Annotated in this window: 21 protein-coding genes, 1 tRNA gene and 1 pseudogene; 12 read left to right on the top strand and 11 right to left on the bottom strand. The window is 68.9% G+C overall.

Going from position 1 to position 20,958, the window contains the following annotated elements; genetic code table 11:
- Positions 1-18 precede the first annotated feature (18 nt).
- The 3 genes from ACFWYS_RS29420 to ACFWYS_RS29410 all read left to right on the top strand — a co-directional run bounded on the left by ACFWYS_RS29420 (position 19) and on the right by ACFWYS_RS29410 (position 2,202).
- On the top strand, positions 19-654 hold the full coding sequence (locus tag ACFWYS_RS29420) for a response regulator (protein ID WP_384775368.1): 636 nt from the start codon (positions 19-21) through the stop codon (positions 652-654).
- The gene (locus ACFWYS_RS29415; protein ID WP_384775290.1) at positions 651-1,853 is read left to right on the top strand and encodes an ATP-binding protein; all 1,203 of its coding nucleotides are present in this window, start codon (positions 651-653) and stop codon (positions 1,851-1,853) included. Before ACFWYS_RS29420 ends, ACFWYS_RS29415 begins: the two co-directional genes overlap by 4 nt.
- A gap of 276 nt (positions 1,854-2,129) precedes the next feature.
- A tRNA-Arg gene (locus tag ACFWYS_RS29410) sits at positions 2,130-2,202 on the top strand.
- Positions 2,203-2,324: 122 nt separating this feature from the next.
- Here the strand turns inward: ACFWYS_RS29410 and ACFWYS_RS29405 are convergent.
- On the bottom strand, positions 2,325-2,708 hold the full coding sequence (locus ACFWYS_RS29405; RefSeq protein WP_384775287.1) for a hypothetical protein: 384 nt from the start codon (positions 2,706-2,708) through the stop codon (positions 2,325-2,327).
- A gap of 278 nt (positions 2,709-2,986) precedes the next feature.
- Positions 2,987-4,738 (bottom strand): annotated as a pseudogene (locus ACFWYS_RS29400) (IS481 family transposase); the annotation flags it as partial.
- Between the two features lie 90 nt (positions 4,739-4,828).
- Here ACFWYS_RS29400 and ACFWYS_RS29395 point away from each other — a divergent pair.
- Complete coding sequence (locus ACFWYS_RS29395) at positions 4,829-5,512, top strand: hypothetical protein (protein ID WP_384775285.1); 684 nt, start codon at positions 4,829-4,831, stop codon at positions 5,510-5,512.
- Positions 5,513-5,745: 233 nt separating this feature from the next.
- On the opposite strand, the gene ACFWYS_RS29390 is transcribed toward ACFWYS_RS29395, so the two are convergent.
- The 4 genes from ACFWYS_RS29390 to ACFWYS_RS29375 all read right to left on the bottom strand — a co-directional run bounded on the left by ACFWYS_RS29390 (position 5,746) and on the right by ACFWYS_RS29375 (position 8,908).
- Positions 5,746-6,213, bottom strand: a complete 468-nt coding sequence (locus ACFWYS_RS29390; RefSeq protein WP_384775282.1) for a DUF4240 domain-containing protein — start codon at positions 6,211-6,213, stop codon at positions 5,746-5,748.
- A 225-nt stretch (positions 6,214-6,438) separates the two neighbouring features.
- Entirely contained in the window at positions 6,439-6,651 is a 213-nt protein-coding gene (locus ACFWYS_RS29385) for a hypothetical protein (protein WP_384775365.1), read from the bottom strand.
- 224 nt (positions 6,652-6,875) lie between these two features.
- Positions 6,876-7,190, bottom strand: a complete 315-nt coding sequence (locus ACFWYS_RS29380) for a hypothetical protein (protein ID WP_384775279.1) — start codon at positions 7,188-7,190, stop codon at positions 6,876-6,878.
- The gene (locus tag ACFWYS_RS29375; protein WP_384775276.1) at positions 7,187-8,908 is read right to left on the bottom strand and encodes a DHA2 family efflux MFS transporter permease subunit; all 1,722 of its coding nucleotides are present in this window, start codon (positions 8,906-8,908) and stop codon (positions 7,187-7,189) included. Before ACFWYS_RS29375 ends, ACFWYS_RS29380 begins: the two co-directional genes overlap by 4 nt.
- A gap of 68 nt (positions 8,909-8,976) precedes the next feature.
- Here ACFWYS_RS29375 and ACFWYS_RS29370 point away from each other — a divergent pair, with 68 nt between their 5' ends.
- Both ACFWYS_RS29370 and ACFWYS_RS29365 read left to right on the top strand, forming a co-directional pair.
- A complete protein-coding gene (locus ACFWYS_RS29370) occupies positions 8,977-9,465 on the top strand; it encodes a MarR family winged helix-turn-helix transcriptional regulator (protein WP_384775273.1) in 489 nt (162 codons plus the stop codon).
- 354 nt (positions 9,466-9,819) lie between these two features.
- Entirely contained in the window at positions 9,820-10,107 is a 288-nt protein-coding gene (locus tag ACFWYS_RS29365; protein WP_384775270.1) for a hypothetical protein, read from the top strand.
- Between the two features lie 314 nt (positions 10,108-10,421).
- On the opposite strand, the gene ACFWYS_RS29360 is transcribed toward ACFWYS_RS29365, so the two are convergent.
- Positions 10,422-10,631, bottom strand: a complete 210-nt coding sequence (locus tag ACFWYS_RS29360; RefSeq protein ID WP_384775268.1) for a hypothetical protein — start codon at positions 10,629-10,631, stop codon at positions 10,422-10,424.
- An 802-nt stretch (positions 10,632-11,433) separates the two neighbouring features.
- Here ACFWYS_RS29360 and ACFWYS_RS29355 point away from each other — a divergent pair.
- The 3 genes from ACFWYS_RS29355 to ACFWYS_RS29345 all read left to right on the top strand — a co-directional run bounded on the left by ACFWYS_RS29355 (position 11,434) and on the right by ACFWYS_RS29345 (position 14,932).
- Positions 11,434-12,102 (top strand): glycoside hydrolase family 11 protein, encoded by a 669-nt coding sequence (locus ACFWYS_RS29355; protein WP_384775265.1) that lies wholly within the window; start codon positions 11,434-11,436, stop codon positions 12,100-12,102.
- Positions 12,103-12,228: 126 nt separating this feature from the next.
- A complete protein-coding gene (locus ACFWYS_RS29350) occupies positions 12,229-12,930 on the top strand; it encodes a polysaccharide deacetylase family protein (RefSeq protein ID WP_384775262.1) in 702 nt (233 codons plus the stop codon).
- Between the two features lie 172 nt (positions 12,931-13,102).
- Positions 13,103-14,932: an endo alpha-1,4 polygalactosaminidase gene (locus ACFWYS_RS29345; RefSeq protein WP_384775260.1), complete on the top strand. Its 1,830-nt coding sequence runs from the start codon at positions 13,103-13,105 to the stop codon at positions 14,930-14,932.
- A 52-nt stretch (positions 14,933-14,984) separates the two neighbouring features.
- Here ACFWYS_RS29345 and ACFWYS_RS29340 read toward each other — a convergent pair whose 3' ends face one another.
- Genes ACFWYS_RS29340 through ACFWYS_RS29330 form a run of 3 tightly spaced genes read right to left on the bottom strand, consistent with a single transcriptional unit; the run spans position 14,985 to position 18,047 of the window.
- Positions 14,985-16,145, bottom strand: coding sequence for an ATP-binding protein (locus ACFWYS_RS29340; protein WP_384775257.1), 1,161 nt, complete (start codon positions 16,143-16,145; stop codon positions 14,985-14,987).
- Entirely contained in the window at positions 16,138-17,706 is a 1,569-nt protein-coding gene (kaiC, locus tag ACFWYS_RS29335; protein WP_384775255.1) for a circadian clock protein KaiC, read from the bottom strand. The genes ACFWYS_RS29340 and kaiC overlap by 8 nt, the downstream gene beginning before the upstream one ends.
- Entirely contained in the window at positions 17,703-18,047 is a 345-nt protein-coding gene (locus ACFWYS_RS29330; RefSeq protein ID WP_384775252.1) for a circadian clock KaiB family protein, read from the bottom strand. The genes kaiC and ACFWYS_RS29330 overlap by 4 nt, the downstream gene beginning before the upstream one ends.
- Positions 18,048-18,214: 167 nt before the next feature.
- Here ACFWYS_RS29330 and ACFWYS_RS29325 point away from each other — a divergent pair, with 167 nt between their 5' ends.
- From ACFWYS_RS29325 to ACFWYS_RS29315, 3 genes are all read left to right on the top strand, one after another.
- A complete protein-coding gene (locus tag ACFWYS_RS29325; RefSeq protein WP_384775248.1) occupies positions 18,215-18,922 on the top strand; it encodes a response regulator in 708 nt (235 codons plus the stop codon).
- 246 nt (positions 18,923-19,168) lie between these two features.
- Complete coding sequence (locus ACFWYS_RS29320) at positions 19,169-19,753, top strand: GAF domain-containing protein (protein WP_384775245.1); 585 nt, start codon at positions 19,169-19,171, stop codon at positions 19,751-19,753.
- A gap of 270 nt (positions 19,754-20,023) precedes the next feature.
- Positions 20,024-20,341 carry a hypothetical protein gene (locus ACFWYS_RS29315; protein WP_384775244.1) on the top strand — a complete coding sequence of 106 codons (318 nt, stop codon included), beginning with the start codon at positions 20,024-20,026 and terminating at the stop codon, positions 20,339-20,341.
- An 81-nt stretch (positions 20,342-20,422) separates the two neighbouring features.
- Here ACFWYS_RS29315 and ACFWYS_RS29310 read toward each other — a convergent pair whose 3' ends face one another.
- On the bottom strand, positions 20,423-20,845 hold the full coding sequence (locus tag ACFWYS_RS29310; protein ID WP_384775242.1) for a hypothetical protein: 423 nt from the start codon (positions 20,843-20,845) through the stop codon (positions 20,423-20,425).
- Positions 20,846-20,958: the final 113 nt, after the last annotated feature.

Genomic DNA, 20,958 nt, shown 5'->3' with positions numbered 1-20,958 from the left:
CTCGTCGAGGACGACGAGATGATCCGCGAGGCCACGCGGCTCACCCTCGAACAGCGCGGCTACACGGTACGCACCGCGGCCGACGGGGTGACCGGCCTCGCTCTGTTCCGGGAACGCCATCCGGACGTGGCCGTGCTGGACATCATGCTGCCCGGTCTGAACGGGGTGAGCCTGGCCGGCCGTATCCGCGAGGAGTCGGGCGTTCCGGTGCTGCTGATCTCGGCCCGCAACGACCCCGTCGACGTGGTGATGGGCCTGGAGGCGGGCGCCGACGACTACGTCACCAAGCCCTTCGACGGCCCGGTCCTGGTAGCCCGCATCCGCGCCCTGCTGCGCCACGCTGCGCCCCCCGAGCAGCCGGCACAAAACCCCCGCCTGCGCTTCGGCGACCTGGTCTTCTGCCCGGAGTCCCTGACCGTCGAACGGGACGGAAAGCCGCTCACCCTCACCACGACCGAGCTGAGACTGCTGAGCGAGTTCGCCGCCGCGCCGGGGATGGTGCTGTCCCGGGACCTGCTCCTGGAGCGGGTCTGGGACTACGCCTGGTCCGGCGACACCCGAGTGGTGGACGTCCACGTGCAGCGCCTGCGCTCCAAGATCGGCCGGGACCGGATCGAGACGGTCCGCGGCTTCGGCTACAAGCTGCGCCCATGAGGCCGCCCGCCCTGAACGTGGGAACGAAGGTCGCCCTGGCCGTCGCCGCGGCAGCCGTGTGCGTGGCGGGTTCGACCGGCGTGCTGGTGCACCGGATCACCGCCGCCGACCAGCTGGCCACCGCCCGCTCCGGCCTGGACCAACAGTTGCTCAGCGCGGCGGACGACAACGGCGTCGGACGAAGGTCCCAGGCCAGGATCGACCCGCCCGACCTGCCCGCCCCGGTGGCACGCGCCGTACGCGACGACGTCCGGGTGACCTATCTGCAGGACACCGGCGAACGCCGGGTGCTCTGGGCGGCGACCCGCGTCTCCGACCGCAAGGTCCTCGCACTCTCCCGCCCCTACACCCCCGAGGAACAGTCCCTGGCCTCACTCGACCGGACACTCCTCGCCACGAGCGCGGCCGCCACGGTGGTGGTGTCCCTGACCGGACTGCTGCTGGGGCTGCGGATGGGCCGCCGGGCCGTGGCCGCCGCCCGCACGGCGGAAAGCATCGCCGAAGGCGACCTCGACGCCCGCGTCCCCCCGAAGGGCCGCGACGAGATCGCCCGCCTCGCCGCCTCCGTCAACACCATGGCGGACGCACTCGGCGCCCGCCTGGAGGCCGAACGCCGGGTGACCGCCGACATCGCCCACGAACTGCGCACACCGGTCGCGGGCATGTCGACGGCGGTCGGCCTGCTGCCGCCCGGCCGGGCCTCGGAGCTGGTGGCGGGCAGCGTGCAGAAGCTGCGCGGACTGGTCGAAGACGTCCTGGAGGTGGCCCGGATGGACGCCCAGGTGGCGGCGGTGGACACCGAGGAACGCGAGGTGAGCGCCATGGCACGACGCGCGATCGCGAGCCTCGACGAAGTCGAACTCCAGGTCGTCGCGGACGCGGTCGTGACGACCGACCCCCGCCGCGTCGAACGCATCCTGACCAACCTGGCCACCAACGCCCTGCGCCACGGCGCCCCTCCGGTGCGGATACAGATCGACGGCCCGATCATCCGAGTCCGCGACCACGGCCCCGGCTACCCGGCCGACCTGCTCGCCGTACTCCACACCTCCGGCCCCCAACGCTTCCGCACAGGCTCCCTGACGGGCGGCACCGGCCTGGGCCTGACCATCGCAACCGGCCAGGCCCGCCTGCTGGGCGCCCGCCTGACCTTCCGCAACCATGCGGAGGGAGGAGCGGAAGCGGAGCTGGAGCTGTAGAAGGGGAAGGGGAAGGGCCGGAGAAGGCCAGGACCAGGACCAGGAGCAGCCAACGCCCCCCCGCTGCCCCACCCGTCCCAAGCCCGCCGGTCCGATCTGACCTGCCACCCCGCCCCCAACATGACCAACCCACCAGCCGCCGCACCACCAGCCGCTACACTGTGGGCGGTGGCACAGCTGCAGGTCAGCCATGTCACCGCAACACTGCCGGAAGCACGTCTGACACCCGCCCCTCACCCGGGCACCAATTTCAGACACGTTCTCCGACAGATCCCAGCCTTCGTAGCTCAGGGGATAGAGCACCGCTCTCCTAAAGCGGGTGTCGCAGGTTCGAATCCTGCCGGGGGCACACGACTAAGGGCCAGTTCAGGGGCTTGATCCCCTCGAACTGGCCCTTTGCCTTGATCACGGCCGTGCCACGCACGTGCCACAAAGGCCACTAGAGCCTGTCCGACGAGTGGCGTGGCAGGGTCAATCGCTGATCGTCACGCAGGGCAGGCCGACGCTCGAACCGCCTCGGAAGCCTTCCGCGCATAGCCTGGTGCCCGCAGGGAAGTGGCGCTGAGGGTATGCCTGGTCGCGGTAGGTCCGGAACGCGGCGACGTCCTCGGTCTTCATATTGGCGCTCCACCCGTTGGTGGTCCAGACGCGAGCAGAAATCCTGTTGGGCTGGTTGGTGTTGGTGACCGACACTTCCACCCTGCCGAGGTACGTGCCGTTGTCGTAGGTCTCAATGCAGACAGAGTTATTGCACCACTTGCCCTCGGCCGTCGCGGGCGGCCCAGCGGCGAAGACGATACCGACGGCCGCAGCCGTCGCTCCAATACCTGTGACGATCTCCCGATATGCACTCATGTCTTGATCAACGAGCGCATCAAGCCCTTGTCACCCGCAACCAGCCAGCACGTGAGCCCCGGATCACCCGAGCGAACCGCTCGACCGCCAAGACACCCGCCCGTCCAGTGGGTCCCATCGGACAGGCACTAAGAGTCCACGTCGCCCCGTTCCTTGCGGATCATCGAGCCGAGCCGATCGGCGATCGCACGGTCACGTCCGCTGACCACGTAACGAGCCAGTGTCGGATCCCAGTTGATGCCTGACGTTCTGGTCCCAGGTGATGCTTGACGGTGGGCCTAGACAACATGGGAAGCCCCGTGGGGCTTGTTGGCTTTCACGTTACGGACCGGGACGTCGGTCGTGCGGCGGATGACCCGGATCTGGCCGTCCAGGTCGACGGTGATCGTGGAGTCCGACACGTGCACGGTCTGGCCTGCGTACGGGCGGCCGAGGGAGACGACCTGGCGGCAGACCATGACGGTGCCCACCGCGCTGACCCGCCGCTGCACCCGCGCGGGCTCGATGCCCGGACGCGGCGGCGGCCCGGCCGGCCGCAGGCCCCGCAGCCTGCGGACTTCCTCGCGGGTCAGCGGGTTGGGCCGGACCCGCAGCAGTTCCCGCGAGGACAGCTCGAAGAACGACAGTGTCTCGTCGTCGATCCGGATACCCACCTGGCGGCCTCCGAGGATCTCCGCCGCCAGCACCTGGTGCCCGCCCAGGCCCACCAGGCCGCTGTTGTTCACGACCCGGTCCACCTCGAACGCGGCCCCGTCACCAGCCGGAAGCGGCGGTGGTCCGGCCGCACGACCGCCCCGGGCAGCCAGCCGTCCCAGATCCGCCACCGACAAATGCGACCGCACGGTCTTGATCCGTGCTCCCGCGATCAGCAGATGGATCACCGAGGTGTCGGCCCAGAAGGTCACCGTCAGCCCTGAGCGGGCCGGTCCGAGCCAGAACTGTTTCCCCGCGACCTGCAGATTCCCACTCGCAGGCACCACCCGCTCGAACTCCACCGGCCCACCGGCATCCTCCGGCACCGCTGCCGGGACCAGCTCAGGCAGGCCGGCCGGCGCGGGCGCCACCTCGGCCGGATCCGGCATCACGGGAGGTGTCCGCTGCTGCGGCACCAGTGCAAGCACTCCGGGCACCCTCAGGCCAAGTACGTCCCGCTCCTGCTCGGGCACCGGGGTGAACCTGTCGGCAGGAGACTGCATGTCCAGCGCCTGGTGCGGACGATCGGAGTTGTATTCCTGCACCCACGCATCCAGCGCTGCCTGAGCCTCCCCGATGCTCTCGAACGCGCCGCAGTCGTCGAGGAGTTCACGCCGAAGTGTCTGATGAAACCGCTCGACTTTGCCCGTCGTGGTCGGGGACGCCGACTGGGTGAGCCGGTGCGCGATCCCGTTCTCCCGGCAGATCCGGTCGAACAGCACTTCACCACCCTGCCCGAACCGGTCGGTGAACTGCTTGCCGTTGTCCGTGAGCACCTCCTGCGGCACCCCGAACGTCTGCAAGGCCCGGGCGAACGCCGTACACACCGCCCGTCCGGTCGCCCGCTCCACCACCGACGCGATCACGCAATACCGGGAATGGTCATCCACACCCGTCACGACCTTCGCCTCGGACAATTCCCCGGTCAGCGGATCGACCAGCATCACGCCGCCGACGATGTCCATCTGCCACAGCTGCATCGGCCGATCCCGCTGCCAGCGCTTGTAATCCGAGCGCTTCCGGCGCCGCACCCCCGGTTCCACCAGCCCATGCCGGACCAGGATCCGATACACCGTCATCCGCGACGGCACCGGGCTCACCGCCCCGGCCCGCTCCAGCACATGAGCGATCCGCCGCGGACCCCACCGAGGATGTTCACGCCTCAGCTCACACACAGCCGCCTCCACCTCGGCAGATGCCTGATGCGGACACGAGACCGGCCTGCGCGAACGATCCACCAGACCAGCCAGCCCGGAGGCCTCATACCGGGACTTCCATCCGCTGACGGTCTGCCGCGACACCCCCGCCCGGGCAGCGACCTCCGTCACCGTCGAGCCACCGCCGACGTCGATCGCACAGGCCCCTGGCAGCCGGGGACGCGGGGAATCCTGACCCCAGGCTTCGGACCTTCCCGATAGCCTCTGGGGGTGTCGACGATAGCTATGCCCGGCGATGAACCGGGACGCTCAATCCGGGAACTCGCCGCTGCCCTGCAGCTCATCAGCAATGATCTCGCCCGACCCATGAGGCAGGCTCAGGCCTCAGCACAGGTCTTCTCTGCCCTGATGGCACAGCACCAAGAGCTGCACACGGCGGTCGACAAGATGCGCATGTCGACGACTGAGCTCGCCAAGATCCTCAACTCGGTTCGCCTGCCGCAGTCGCGCCTGCAGGCCATGCAGAGCTGGGTATCTCTGGCCGAGCAGATGCGAGCGGGGCTCTCGGCCCTGGACCTGCCCGCCGCGACGCGGACCACCGCGACGCAGGTTCTCGACGAAATCGAAGCCCACCCGCCGCAGGTCTCGCCCGAGGAAGTCGCCGAGTCGGTCCCGGCCGACATGGTCGAGGAACTGACGGACACGGTGTGGCAGTTGGATCCCGGCTTCCTCAGTGCTGCGCAGTCGCGTCACGCTGCGGCGGCCACGGTCGCGGTGATGGTGTTCAGCCTCTACCTCACGCTGGGGATGACCTATCCCGCAATCGAGGAGGTCGCGAGCGGCATGGGAGGCTTGTCCGGTGCGTTCCCCGCCGCCGTAGCTGCCTACTGGGCAACGTGGAAGGCCTGGGGCAAGTTCCATGGCGTAGAGGACGAGGCTGACGAGGAGCCGTAAGGGACCAGCTGAGGAATTCGAGCGCAACCATTAGCCGTCGCCAGCAGCCGCGGTCGCCGGCCGAGGCGAAGCAGTGATTCACCCCGGGCCTGAGCCTCACGAGCGCTGTCACACTCCCCGCGTGACCATCGCCCAGGAGTTCGCCGAACCGATCGATCCTTCGGAAGTACTGACCGGGACGCGCTGGGCTGCCTTGGCACATGCCTACGGACCGGCAGCAGCGGTAGTCCACCTCAGCTCCCCAGGTGCGGCCATCCGTCCTTGTTGGAGTAACTCTCGAAGCAGTACCGGGTCGAGCGGTCCCACTCCTTCCCGGTAGCAAGCTCGTATGCCTGATCCGACACATACAGCAGCCACTCCCCGTCACACTCGGCGGAGGTGTACGGGGCGAACTTGTCGACGTCGAAAAAGACGCCTTCCCATACGGCTTGCCCTGCGGCGACAACAGCGCAACGGGCGTACAGGAACCCGTCGGCAGACTGCGGGAATGGCTTGCCGTTCCGGCCCGTCATGTCGGCAACGGGAAGCATCCCGAACTTCTCTTGGTCCAGGCGGTAGAGAGCCTCGGCATGTCGTTCCGCGAAGCCGATGATGTCGGGGACGGTACGGCGGCTCAGCTCCTCGGCCAGGCGCTGGCAACTCGCCTGCGTGGCTTTGCCGTTCAGGGTGGCTATCAGCGCCCAGAAGGCGGCCCATGTCATTCTCACTGGCGCAGGATGCCAGAGCCGTCTGACATCCACGGCTGACATCAACGAGGCCGGACGGCGGCACACAGTAGCGCCCCCGCACGACCGCCGGACCAGCCGACGACGGCCCCAGGAGCGGGCGTAGATCGAACTCCTAAAGCGGGTGTCGCAGGTTCGAATCCTGCCGGGGGCACAACGCGTTACCGCTCTGACCTGGGTTTCCTCCCCCAGGGAGGGCTTCTACTCGGCCTCGGACGTCTCGTCCGGGGCCGTTTGCGTGAGCGGTGCGTGAGCAGACGGAGAGTTGATCTCTGAAATTTCTCCCAGGTCGGCACCGGCCGCGTGGGTCAGCGTTGCCGCGCGGCGGCACAAGTCGTGGCGCCAGATCGGCGGGCGTCCGATCTCCTCGTGCAGCCCGACCAACCGTCTTGCGAAGTTGGCGGGGTTGAGCATCACGTCGTTCTCCTTGGTGCAGACGCGGCCGGTCTCCCCAGGCGGTCCTCCGTTCCTCGCGGTCCTTGTCCTGCTGAGCGCGGTGCCTCGCCGATTGGGCGGTACCCCACTCCTGCCGGCGGCTGACGCCGGGGCAGGGCGTGGCAGGGCCCCGGGACTCCGCCAGCGGCAGGGCTCCTATCTGTCGGGGAAGTGGCCGGATCCGGGGACCTGTGCGGTAGCGGTCAGGCAATCCGCAGCAACCGCGGGACGATCACGTGACGGACGTGGTCCTGGACGGTTTGCATCGGGATGCGCTGCGCCTCAAGGACCACGGTGCCGTGCGCAGCGGCGTGCTCACGTATCGGTGGACGGGACTCCCACTCGACGCCGCTGCCGACCAGGACGGCGATGAACCGGCCGGTGTCCAGCAGGGAGAGAGCCTCCTCGTCGTGGGTCACGCCGACCGCGTTGAAGCCGCCTGCCTCGATGATGTCGGTGGAGGCGTCGACCAAGTGCCGCTCGCGGCCGAAGACCAGGACGTTCTTCTCGTTGCTCATGCCGTCACCTCGGTGGGCTCGGTGCTCTCGGCCGCCTCGTCGGCGGGCCGGGATTGCTTGGGAAGGACCAGGAAGCCGGCTGCTGCGATCAGCAGGATGCCGGCGTCCAGCAGCAGGACGGTACGGAAACCCGAGGAGTAGCTAACCGAGTCGGCGCGGGCGATAGCCCTGCCGAACGCGTCGGCGGTCTTCGGGGAGTTCTTCTGGCAGTCGGCCGGGGCCTTGCTCGGGTCGACCGAGTCGGCGCGCTGCCGCACGCAGGTGCGGAAGTCGGCGAGCAGTTGGTCCTGGGAGGTGACACCGGCACTGCTGAGGGCGGACTTCAGCACCGGGGCGGCCTCGGCGGCGGCGTGCCCGGACGCGTTGCCGACCTGGGCGAAGAAGACCACGCCGGTCAGCGCCACACCGAGCGCCATGCCGAGTTGCTGGGCGGTGTTAAGCAGGCCGGAGGCGTTGCCCGCCTGCTCGCTGCGGACCTGGCCGAGCAGCAGGTCCAGGGTCGGCGCGACGATCAGGCCGAAGCCGATGCCAGAGACGATGTGCACCGGGATGATCTGCCAGGACGCCAGGCTGTGGCCGTACTGCGCGACCAGGACGGAGAAACCGACGAAGCCGATCGCGTTGACAATGCCGCCGGCCACCAGCACGTTGCGGCCGAACTTGGGGACCAGCTTGCCGGGGGCGTTGCCCGCGCCGATGCCGACGCCGATGGCGAAGGTTGCTGCGGTCAGGCCGGCGTGCATCGGCGTCCAGCCGAGGCCCTGCTGCAGGAAGAGAGTCCAGACGAAGAAGAACCCGCCGACAGCGATCCAGAACAGGAACCACACCGCCATGCCGATGGAGAACGACCGGGAGCGGAACACCCCGAACTCCACCAGCGCGGAGCCGACCTTGGCGAAGCGGCGCTTCTCGTAGGCGAGGAAGACCGCGAGCAGCACCAGGGCGCCGGCGATCATGCCGTAGATCCAGGTCGGCCAGCCCAGGCGGCGGCCCTCGGTGAGCGGGTAGACCAGCAGCGCCACGGCGGCGATGGCCAGCGGCATGCCGAGCAGGTCGAGCTTGGGGCGCCGTGGTGCGCGGGACTCGCGGATCACCAGGGCGCCGGCGATCAGCGCAGCGATCCCGACCGGGACGTTGACCAGGAAGATCGGGCGCCACTCCCAGCCGAAGAGGTCCCACTGCACGACCACGCCGCCGAGGGCGAGGCCGAAGACCGCGGAGGAGCCGGTGACCGCGCCGAAGACGGCGACCGCCTTGCCGCGCTCGTTCGGCGGGAAGACCACGTGCAGGATCGCCAGGATCTGAGTGACCATCAGGCCGGCCGCGGCTCCCTGGAGGAACCGGGAGACGATCAGCATCTCGGGGTTGACTGCGACGCCGCAGAGCAGCGAGGCGACGGTGAACCCTGCCATGCCGACCAGGAAGACGCGCTTACGTCCGAAGATGTCGCCGAGTCGGCCGCTGAGGATCAGCAGGGCGGCGAAGGAGAGCACGTACGCCGCGATGACCCACTCGATCTGGGCGTAGTCGGCATGCAGGTCCCGCTGGATGCTCGGGACTGTGACGTTGACGATCGTCGTGTCGACCAGGTCCATGAACCCGGCGATCAGCACGACCGCGAAGGCCAGGCGGCGTTTCGGGTCGAGGGCGGGGCCGCCCGGGGCCTCCTGCGACGGGGCGGCGTGAGCGTGAGTGTTTGCGGAGATGTCTTGGACCACGAAGGCAAGTATGCATCTGAAGTGACTATCACTCAAGGTGATAGTAAATCGCGAGTATCATGGTGTGCGTGAGTACCCAATCGCTGTTCGACCACCCCGCCTGCGTGATGACCCACCTCAGTGCCCACGTGCAGGAGCAGCTCGTCGACGTGCTCGCACCGCTGGGCATCCACCCGCGCCAGTTCGGCCTGCTCAACCTGCTGCTTGAGGAGGACGGCCTCAGTCAGCACCAGCTCGCCGGACCGCTGAACGTGCACCGCAACGTGATGGTCGGCCTGGTCGACGAGCTGGAGCGGCGCGGCCTGGTGGAGCGCCGCCGCCATCCCACCGACCGCCGCGCCCACGCCGTCCATGTACTCCCGGCCGGCCGCGACCTGCACGCCGAGGCCCAGTCCCTGGTCAACGGCTTCGAGACCCGGCTGCTCGGCGGGCTGGAGCCGGACGAGGCGCAGACCTTCGTCACTCTGCTCAAGCGGGTCTTCGTACACGCCGGACTCGACCACGACCCGCACCCCGGACTTGTCTCGACCGGTGCGGCCCCCACCGAGCGTCGCTGACGGCAACAGCGCCGAGGATCGCAATCGGTTCGCCATTTGCCGCCTCAGCAAACCGGAACGGATTCGGCACACATGAGACCGGGAAACCCCGTGAACACATGAGAACCACGGAGGGGTGTTTTCCCGGCCCAAGCACCGTTCGACAGCAGTCTCCACAGGTCACAGCCCCCATCAAAGAAATCTCCCAAAGCGGGTGTCGCAGGTTCGAATCCTGCCGGGGGCACAGAGAAACGCCTGGTCAGAGGCCCTTCCGTCCGTTGGGCGGGAGGGCCTTCGTCCTCGCGGCACACGCCCGCGAAAGACGAGCCGGCCCGGCGCAGGTACGAGAAGCTTGTGGACCGGTTTGAGTCGTTGATGCAGGCCGCTCTGAAGCCGGAGTACGAGGGCTACTACGGGCAGCTGATCCTCGGCGCCGACGATCTTGCGGAGATGGGCGAGCTCAAGGATGTCCGGCGTGCCGCCAGGGAGGCAGGACGGCGTCTCGGCTGGAAGACAACCACGCACCTCGTCGGCGGGAGGCTCTTCGTCCTCGACGAGCGCGAGCGCGAGGTGCCCGAGAGGATCGAGCGGTTGGCTGGGGATGCGGCCGCTGCTGCGATGGACCGGTTCTGGGAGGACAGCCGCCGGCCGCGGCTGACCTGATCAGAGGGAGACAACACACATCAGGCGGCATCTTCCAGCAGGGCGGCGACCGTCTCGGCGGCCTGCTTGTTTCCCGCGGTCTACGCCAATTGCTCGGCGCAGTACGCGTCGACGTCCTCTTCGCCGCCGTGGGCCTCGGCGAGCGGCTGCGTCGGCTCGGTGGACAAAGCACTCGAAGCTCCTGGCAGCGACGTGGCCTTTGTCAACAGCCCGTTGCCGCCAGGAGCTTCACCTTCCGGTACCGCCTGCATGCACCGACGCCCCAACCACCGTCAGGTTGGCGGGGAGTCACCGACTGACGGTCGGTCTGAAGGTCAGAGAGAGGCGCTAACGCCGACATGGTTGTACTGGCCGGCTGCGCCCAGAACCTCGTTCTTGACGGCGTCGAGCTGGGCCAGGGCATCCGCGCTGCTGACCGCCGTGGGGCCGGCGATGAGGCTGGCGTGCGGGTTCAGGCCGCCGGAGACGTTGTCGAGCTCGGCGTCGGAGATGTCAACGGTCTGAACCTGGGGAGCGGAGTTCATGAGGAAACTTCCCTTCGTATGGATGATCCACAAGGGGGGCGGCCCCGCTGGGGACAGGTAGCGGGCCTCGGCCGCAGGCACGCGACACCCGATTTCGGAGACTGTCGCGCGGCTCCCGCGGTGCAGAGGATCAAAGCACGGAGCACACCCGGCGACCAATCAACCGGAGCACGCATCCACGAAGTTGAACGAACAGGCTGCGCATCAGTGCAGGCTTGCGCACGACTTGGGGGCAGCTTCTCTACATCCCGCACGGCAGGACGCGCCTGATACTGCCGTGAACTGGACAGTCCACACCATCACTGCAGTTTCCGGCATGCGCTTGTACGGATACCTCGTGCTCCGTGACGCGGTTGCGCATCCGCTGTGCAGATTCACTGAAGTCGGAATTGGCGCCCGAACGCGGCGGCTCTCGCAGTCTTGCCTGTTCCGTCCCACTCGGCCTCGAACTCCTCGTCCGGGGTCGTTTGCGTGATGACGGCCACGCCGCCACCTCCCCCCTTCGAAACATTCGAAGAGCCGAACTTGGAAATTTGATCTCAAAATCGCGGTCGACGACGATCACGCCGGTTCACTCAGTCGATCAGGACTATGAACAGGTTAAATATCCTTCGGAAGCACTTCCGCCCGACCGAATGTTTCGGGATCAATGGCGAAACTATTGACAGTTGGCAGGGCCATATCAAAACTGTTCGCCGTTGGCAGAGCTCAACCACCGTCGACGCGGGCTGGCACGAACCACCCGTCGGCACAAGTTGCCCAGCCCCCGTCAGCCTTACGAGGACGAGGAGGAAGCACGCTCATGAACGACGGACCCGCACACCCGACGCGCCGCAGCGTCTGCACCCTGCTGCTGGCCACCGGAGCCACGTTGACCCTGCCCGGCACCGCCGAGGCGGCCACGGTCATCTCCACGAACCAGACCGGAACCAACAACGGGTACTACTACTCGTTCTGGACGGACAGCCAGGGCACGGTGTCCATGACCCTGAACTCCGGCGGCAACTACAGCACCTCGTGGAGGAACACCGGGAACTTCGTCGCCGGCAAGGGGTGGAGCAACGGCTCACGCCGGACCGTGACTTACTCCGGCAGCTTCACCCCGTCCGGCAACGGCTACCTGACGCTCTACGGGTGGACGTCCAACCCCCTCGTCGAGTACTACATCGTCGACAACTGGGGCACCTACCGGCCCACGGGAACGTACAAAGGTGCTGTCACCAGCGACGGCGGCACGTACGACATCTACCAGACCACGCGCTACAACGCCCCGTCCGTCGAAGGAACCCGCACGTTCAACCAGTACTGGAGCGTCCGGCAGTCGAAGCGGACCGGTGGCACCATCACCACCGGCAACCACTTCGACGCCTGGGCCCGCGCCGGAATGCGCCTGGGAAGCTTCAGCTATTACATGATCCTCGCCACCGAGGGATACCAGAGCAGCGGGAGCTCCAACATCACGGTGAGCTAGGCCAGTTCTGAGCTGGGCCAGTTCGGAGAGGGGGCGGCCTCCCCCTCTCCCTCCGGAACACCGGCGCCTGCTGTCCCGGTCCCAGGCGCCGACTCCCGAATTCCCCAGGCTGGAGGACCGCTCCGCATGAAAGCCACACCACGTCTCTCGCTGATCGTCGTCACCGCGCTCGCCGCCGCCGGCACCCTCACCGTCGACACCGCCGCCCCGGCACAGGCCGCCGCCTGCAACGGGTACGTCGGGCTCACCTTCGACGACGGCCCGTCCGGCAACACCCCGGCCCTGCTCAACGCGCTCACCCAGAACGGGCTGCGGGCCACGATGTTCAACCAGGGCCAGTACGCCGCCGCCTACCCGGCCCAGGTCAAGGCGCAGGTCAATGCCGGCATGTGGGTCGGCAACCACAGTTACACCCACCCGCATCTGACCCAGCAGAGCCAGGCGACGATCGACTCGGAGATCTCCCGGACCCAGCAGGCCATCGCGGCCGCGGGCGGCGGTACGCCGAAGCTGTTCCGGCCGCCGTACGGCGAGACCAACTCGACGGTGAAGGCCGTCGCGACCAGGTACGGCCTGACCGAGATCATCTGGAACGTCGACTCACAGGACTGGAACGGCGCGAGCACCGACGCGATCGTGGCAGCGGCCGGCCGGCTCACCAGCGGCCAGGTCATCCTCATGCACGACTGGGCCGCCAACTCCCGCGCAGCCATCCCCCGCATCGCGCAGGGGCTGGCAAGCCGCAGCCTGTGCGCCGGCATGATTTCCCCGCAGACCGGCCGCGCCGTGGCTCCGCCGGCAACATCGGCGCCGGGAGCGGCCCGATGAACGTACCGCCCCCGGCGACGGTCCCCAACGCCGGAGGCACTGGCGCCCGTCCGATTCATCCCGCAATGGAAGATCGGGCACAACCCGTCGCGGCCATCTCCTTGAAAGTCGTACTAGTCTGATCACCCGCAACATCCTTTCGCAGCACGGCACACGAAAAAGGTGACCGGTGATGTCGCTGAGCCCCGGCGATCCGGAGTCCATAGGCGGCTACAGGCTGGTCGGTCGACTCGGTAGCGGCGGCATGGGGGTCGTCTACCTGGGCCACTCGGAGTCGGGGCGGCGGGTCGCGGTCAAGGTCGTGCACGCGCAGTACGCGCAGGACGAGGAGTTCCGGACGCGTTTCAGGCAGGAGGTCGCGGCGGTCCGCCGGGTGAGCGGGGCGTTCACGGCCCCGGTGGTGGACGCCGATCCCGACGCCGAGCGGCCGTGGATGGCGACCCTGTATGTGCCGGGCCGCACGCTGTCGGACATCGTGGCCAAGGACGGGCCCTTGCGCGGACGCGAGTTGCGCACGCTCGCGCTGGGCCTTGTCGAGGCGCTGCGGGACATCCACCGGGTGGGTGTGGTGCACCGGGACCTGAAGCCGAGCAACGTCCTGATGGCCGACGACGGGCCGCGCGTCATCGACTTCGGCATCTCGCACGCCGTCGACAACGAGGCCCTCACGGTGACCGGGCGGCTGATCGGCACCCCGCCCTTCATGTCCCCGGAGCAGTTCGCCGCGCCGCGGGACGTCACCGCTGCCTCGGACGTCTTCTCGCTGGGGTCGCTCCTGGTGTACGCGTCCACCGGCAACCGTCCGTTCGACGGCAGCAGCCCATACCTGACCGGCTATCAGGTGATGTACGAGGCACCGGACCTGGACGGAGTCGCCGAACCGCTCCGGAGCATCGCCGAACGCTGCCTGGACAAGGATCCGGCCGCCCGGCCCGAACTGGCCGAACTGCACCGGATGCTTCGGGCGTTGCAGGATTCCGAAGTGCCGGATGCGCAGGAGGCGCAGGAGGCGCAGGAGGCGCAGGAGGCACCCGTCGCCCGTACGCCGCCCTCCGGTCCTCGCGACTCGGCCACCGCCTTGGGGGCGCCTGGAATGCGCAGTGCCCGCACCGGAGGCAGACGCCGAGGGCGGCGCGTCCTCATCGGCCTCGCCGCAGCGGCGGCGGTCACCGGGGTGAGCGTCGCGGCCGTGAAAATCGGGTCGCATCAGAACGGGGCGCGCCAGAACGGCAGCTCTACGTCGCCCGCTGCCCGCACCTCCGCCCACGCATCCGCGCCCGCGTCCGCCACCGCGGTGACCCTGCCGCCGAAGCATGTGCCGTGGGACTACCAGATCAGCGGCGCGTACCCCCTGCCGGCCGGTGTGCGGGTGGTCAGTCGCAGTCACGAGGACATAGCCGCGCCGGGTGCGTACAACATCTGCAATGTCAACGCCTTCCAGGCGCAGCAGCACGCCGAGGGTGACTGGGATTCCGACCTGCTGCTGCGCGACGCCGACGGGGATGTCGTCTACGACAAGGACTGGGGCGAGGCGGTCCTGGACATCCGCACGGACGCCAAGCGGCAGCGCATCGCTGCCAGGCTGAGTGCGTGGATCGACGAGTGCGCGGCCAACGGGTACAAGGCCGTCGAGCCTGACAACTACGACTCCTTCACCCGCTTCCCGAAATACCTCACGGCCGACCAGGCCGAGGCGCTCATGAAGCTGCTGGTGGCACACGCCCACGAGAAGGGGCTGGCCATCGCCCAGAAGAACACCGCGGAACTCCTGCGTGACCGGGCGTCAGTGGGCCTGGACTTCGCCGTGGTGGAGGAGTGCGGCCAGTGGGACGAGTGCGGCGAGTTCGCGGAGGCGTTCGACAACAACGTGTTCGTGGTCGAGTACACCGCGAAGGGCATGTCGAAAGCGTGCGCCAGTTGGAGCAGCCGGCTGAGCGTTGTCCGCCGCGACCAGGAGGTCTCGGCCAAGGGTGCGAGCGGCTACCTCCGCAAGACCTGCTGATCGGAGCCGAGCCGAGCGCCGACGACCGGCTCACCGGCCGGCTCGGGCGCGCTCACGCATGGCCCAGCGTCGAAGGCGCACGCCGCAGGCGCAGGCAGAAGCCGGCGTCCGTCCGTGTCCCCGGTTCGTACCAGGCGTCCCCGCCGCCGGCCCGTGCGAGGTTGCGGACGATCCACAGGCCCAGGCCGGTGCCCTGTCTTCCGGGCGCCGTGCCGGGGACGCGGCTGAAGCGCTGGAAGAGGCGCGGTACGGCGTCCGGCGGTACGCCCGGGCCGGCGTCCTGGACGCGGATGTCGATGTGGTCCGCCGACACGGCGACGGCGATCCGGACCGGCGGAAGCCCGTAAGTGAAGGCGTTCTCAAGGTAGTTGACCAGCATTTCCCAGAACTCGCCGCGATCCACGTATGCCACCACGTCGGGCGCACAGGACACGTCGACCTCGGGGGCATCCCCTTCCAGCGCGCCGAGTTGTTCGAGGATGAACTCAAGGACGGGGACGGGCTGCGGGGTGGCACCTGTGGCCTTCGCGTCGATCCGCGCCGCGGCCAGATGCTTGCGTGCGAGGTTCTGCAGCCACCCGGTGGCGTCGATGATGCGCTGTGCGATGTCCGTCCGCTGCTCGTCGGTCAGGCGCGCATCCGAGTCCCGCAGCGTGTGCGCGAGCACGCTGATCGTGGCCAGCGGGTTGCGCAGTTCGTGGGCGGTGACGGCGATCACGGTGTCCTGCCGGGCGAGGGCCGCCTCCAGGGCGCGCTGCGCCCGGCGCCGCTCGGTGACGTCCCGCAGTGTGGCGATGTAGAGGCGTTCACCCGACGCGTGCGTCGCCGTGACCCTCATCTCGACCACGCGTCCCGAGCCCGACGGCAGCACGAGGTCGATCTCGGCCACCACTCCCCTGGCCGCGAGCGGGAAACCGAAGGGGGCGTCCAGCAGTTCGCTCGCCGGTCTGCCGAACAGCTCGGCGGCAGCCGGGTTGCAGAGCCTGATGAGCCCCTCCTCGTCGACGGCGACGATCCCGTCGGGCGCCGCCGCCACGACCGCCTCGACCGGGTGACCGTACGGCACCGCGCTCGGGGAACGGCCCGGTTCGGGCTCGTCCTGCCCTGCGGTCGGAGACCGGCCCCGTTCGGACTCGTCCGGCCCCTCAGGCTCGACCGGCCCCTCGTCCGGGGCCGCTCCCGGCGGAAGGCCGGAGTGGCCGGAGTCAGCCATCAGGGCCTGCGTCGGGGTACTGCTCGCTCCACAGATCCTGCTGCGCCTCGCCGGCCAGGGGCGCGCTCTGCTGCGGAGCACCGCCGGTCTGCGGATAGACCGCGCCGAGGACGCTGGACAGGCCGCGCATCGGTTCGCCGATGTGCATGCCGGTGTCGTCGATCGCGAACTGGCGGATGCTGTGGTCGTGGCTGGATCCGCGGGTCTGCAGGACGGCGATGCCGCGCTGTATCTCGCCCTGGACCTCCACGTAGCGCATCAGGATGGTCACGTCGGTGAGGCTGGCGACCTCCATCGCGATCGCCGGTGTGACGGTCGGGGTGACCCGGCCGGTGGGAGCCGAGGTGAGCAGGGTCGTGACCTCGTGGTGGCGCAGGACGGCGCCCAGGGAGATGACGAAGTCGAGCAGCGCGCGCGAGGTCACGATGCGTTCGAGCGCGGAGAGGGTGTCGATGCACATGCGGGAGGGGCGGAACTCCTCGATGACGTGCCGCATCCGCAGGAAGTGCTCCTCGGGCGAGGCCACTTCGGGGAATTCGGACACGACGCGCAGCAGGCCCGAAGCCTCCAGGGCGTCGAGGTCGAGGCCCCAGCTCGCGGCGTTGCGGCCGAGCTGTTCGCGGGTCTCGTCGAAGCTCTGAAGCAGGCAGCGCTCACCGGCCTGCACGGCGGCGGCCGCGAAGAACAGGCTCGTCAGCGTCTTGCCGGTGCCGGTGGGGCCGGTGAGCAGCACGATCGAGTCGCGGAAGAATCCTCCCCCGCACATGGCGTCCAGCCCGGGATTGCCCGAGGAGACGCGTTCCGTCGAAGCGCGCTCGCGCGGCTGCAGGAAGGCGAGCGGCATGATCACGATGCCCTCGCGCGGGCCGATGGTGAACAGCCATTCGCCGGTACGGTGCGAGGTGCCGCGGAACTTGACGATCTCGACCGTCCTGCGGCGCCGCTCCTGCCGCAGGACGTTGCGCAGGACGATGACGTTGTCCAGGACGAATTCCTCCACGCCGAAGCGGGACACGCTGTCGTACTCCTCGGACCGCTCCGCGGTGACCACCGTGGTCACACCGAGGGAGTTCAGAGCCGAGACGATCCGGTACAGCTCGTGGCGCAGGACTCCGGTGCCGGCGAAGCTGGTCAGGACCGCGCCGATCGAGTCGAGCGTGACGCGCCGGGCACCGACCCTGCGGACCGCGTGCGTGATCCGTGCCGCCAGGGCGCCCAGGTCGTACGCCCCGATCGTCGGCGCCTCCTCGACGAGACTCACCGAGGCGTCGATGAACACCCACTTCCCGGTCTCCTCCCATTCCGCGATCGGGAAGCCCAGGGAGGCGACGTTGGTCCGGATGTCCTCGGGGTCCTCCTCGAAGGTGACGAACACCCCGGGATCGCCGTGGTTCTGCACGCCCCGCGCGAGGAACTCAAGGGCGAACAGGGTCTTGCCGCTGCCCGTCGTCCCGACCACCAGCGTGGAGCGTCCCGCGGGCAGTCCGCCGAGAGCGATCTGGTCGAACCCGTTGATGCCGGTGGGGATCCTCGGAATGCCGACGCCTGCAGTTCCAGTCATCTCATCCCCCGCCTCTTCCTGGACAGTTCACCTGGGTCCGGCAACCCGAGCGCGAGCGCGGCGCGGCCCTGGTCGGACAGATCACCGATGACCCGTCGTTGAGGGGGCGGGGAGAGCCGGATGACGGTCGGGGTCGCCAGGATGCGGTTCTCCTCGGCCAGTTCGGGCTGCTGCATGACGTCGATCACCGTGAGCTCGTAGCAGTCCACGAGCCGGGATTCGCACAGCGTCCGCAGGTTCGACCGCGCGGCGTCGGAACGTTCCGTCGCCCCCGCCACGAAGAGCATGAAGGAGTACGCGGTCGGTCCGCGGCGCGATTGTGAGTCGTCGGTGCTGCCCATCGCGAAGCCCCCACCGTATGGCCGCCCGCGTCACAAGTTACGCAGCGGCGGCGTCACCTTCCAGAGCCTTGCCGTATACGGCGGGGCCGTTCTCGGACACGTCGGGGCCCCGCGCGGCTACGATCGAACGACGGGCCACCGTACGGGCTTTCCCACGAGGACTTCCCATGATCCGAGTACTTGTGGTCGAGGACCAGCGGACGCTGGCGGACGCGCTGGAGATCGCGATCGGTGCACAGCCCGACCTCTTCTGTGTCGGTGCCGTGGGGACGGTCGAGCAGGCCCTTCCGCTCGTCGCCTCGCACAGCCCCGACGTGGTGCTGATGGACATTCATCTGCCGGGCGCCGACGGCATCGAGGGCACCCGGCGGATCAGGGCCGACCACCCCCGCACCCGGGTGCTCCTGCTCACCGCGGACACCGACCCCGGCCAACTGGTGGCCGCCACCTCGGCGGGCGCGGCCGGATTCCTCGCCAAGGACAGCGCGTTCCCCGCCGTGCTCGCGGCCATCCGGGCTCCGGCCGAGGGGCCGATGTACGTCGAGGAGTCCACCCTCGGCATCCTCGTCGCAGCGCTCGGCCCCCCGACCGGTGGGCCGGCACCGGCCCGGCGCGGCGGCGACCGGACCGAACTCACCGCGCGGGAGCGGGAAGTCCTGCTGCTGATGGGCCGGGGTCTCGGCCCCGGGGCGATAGCCGAGCGGCTCGTGGTGAGCCCGCACACCGCGCGCGGCCACGTGAAGCGCATCATGGCGAAGCTGGGCGCGCACAGTCAGCTGGAGGCGGTCGTCATCGCCGGCCGATCCGGGCTGCTACGGGTGTCCGCCCAGGAGCCCACGGAACCCCAGGAACCCCAGGAGCCTCAGGGGTACTGAGCGAACTGCCTGTAGCAGTCCTGCGGAACAGCCCAAGTGGGCTGTCCCATCAGCCCACTTGGGGCTTTCAGGTGCCGCGCCATGCTCCCTAGCATTACTGGTGTGCGGCCGGTTTCCCCCGCCGACGAGGACACCGGCCGTCCGACGGCCACCACCAGGACTCCCGCGCACCGGGTCCCGTACCCGCCCGAGTACGGGACCCCGTGTGCGGCTCGACCGCGACGCACGGGAGAAGGAGCGAAGGCGATGGCCCAGGACACCGTTGCGGCACCGCCGGTACCGGAGGTCACCGGCGTCCAGGACGACTTCCTCACCCCTGGAGAGGTGCTGGAGGCGCTGGCCCATGCCGCCGCGTCCGTCCTGCGCGGCGTCACGGCAGGAGCCTCCCTCCTCGACCAGCGGCGGCTGCGCTACGTCACGGCTCTCAGCCTCGCGGCCGCGGACCTGGAGTGCGTCCAGGAACGCGACGAGGCGGGGCCGGGCATGAACGCCGTGCGCACCGCCGCGCCCGTCTCGGCGAAGGATCTTCGCAGGCCGGATAACCGCTGGCCCCGTTACCGGCAGCGCCTGGTGGACCACGGCCTGGTCTCCGTCACCGCGATTCCCATGGAGATCGACGGCACCGTGCTGGGGACCCTCAGCATCTACGACTCCGCCCCACGCGACTGGCCCCCCGGCGACCACGCCGTCGTCCGCCTGCTGATCCGCGCGGCCATGGCCCGGCTGGATCAAGCGCACACCAGGTTGTTCCCGCACGGTGTCTGGCCGGAGATCGCAGCAGCACACGTGGACACCAGGGACACCCGCGCAGAACTGATTCAGCACCCATGAGGACGGGAAACGGGCGCCATCTGTGCAGGTCAAAGTCCTGATCAGGCTCGTGTCCGGTGGTCGCTGCGCACGCTGTCGGAGCTCATTTCCCGTCGTAGGCGGCGCGGTGGATTCCGCCACACGGATGGTTCTGCGCGGAGCGTCCACGCCGGTCAGACGATCCGGCGTGCCGACGAGCATATCTCGGGCATTTGCACATTAACCTCTCGTCACCTTATGACGTGGCGGATCGCGTCCGCGTACGCGTCCGCTTCAACGCTCGGAGAAGACATGCGCAAGCCTCGCAAGACCGCTGTCGTGGCCGTCCTCCTCGGTGCCATCGGCTTCCTCAGCACCGGCGCAGCCTACGCCGACGGGCACGGACACAAGCACGGACAGGGGCACGGACAGAAGCAGCACAGTAAGGCGGTCAAGGGCAAAGAGACCAAGACGCTCCTCATCAGCCAGAGCACCACGTGCACGACGACCGAACAGAACGTCGACGTACAGGGCCAGTCCGGGCCCACCGGCGTGGACGCGCCCGGCTCGCAGACCACCAGAATCGGCTCCGAAATGGGCTGCAACAACACCGTCGTCCTCGGCAGGTAGCTCCCCCTCACACGGGTCCCGGCGCCGGAGCCGGGACCCGGGGGCCTCTTTCCCGGCGCGGGGCGGAGTCCTGCAGGGTGGTCAGCGGTACAGGACCGCAAGGGATGTGAGCAGCAGTGCGGCCGCGGCGGAGAGGCCCAGGATTCTGTAGCGGTTCCATGCGGCCAGGGCGAGGAAGGATGCCCACGCTCCGCCCGTGACGGTGGTGGCCCACAAGCCGGCGGTCGTCTGCGCGGCGGCGAGTGGGAACGGCGCGAGCAGGACCGTCGGCGGGACGACCGCGAGCCGCGGCCTGATGCCCAGCCGCTTGTAGACGACGATCAAAGTGATCAGTGCCGTCGTGAACGTGAGGGGGACGGCGGCCAGATCCCACCAGGTGAAGCAGATGCCGTCCGTCGTCTCACATGCCTGGTCGCCGTGCCGCCCGACCCAGGAGAAGAAGAGGCAGGCACCAAGGGCCCGTACCGCGCCGGTGGCAGCCGCTCCGGATATGCGTGGCGCCATGGTCCGGGGTTCTGGGTAGGGCGTGTTCATGCCGACAGACTTCCCTGAACGGCGGCCGGGGGGGGGGGGTTTTATAATAAAGCCCCCCGGCCCCCGTGACCCCCCGCCAGGCC

This window comes from Streptomyces sp. NPDC059010, assembly GCF_042740355.1.
Taxonomy (GTDB): domain Bacteria; phylum Actinomycetota; class Actinomycetes; order Streptomycetales; family Streptomycetaceae; genus Streptomyces.
The sequence above is the reverse complement of the archived record's forward strand: the minus strand, read 5'-3'. Positions and strand labels throughout refer to the sequence as shown.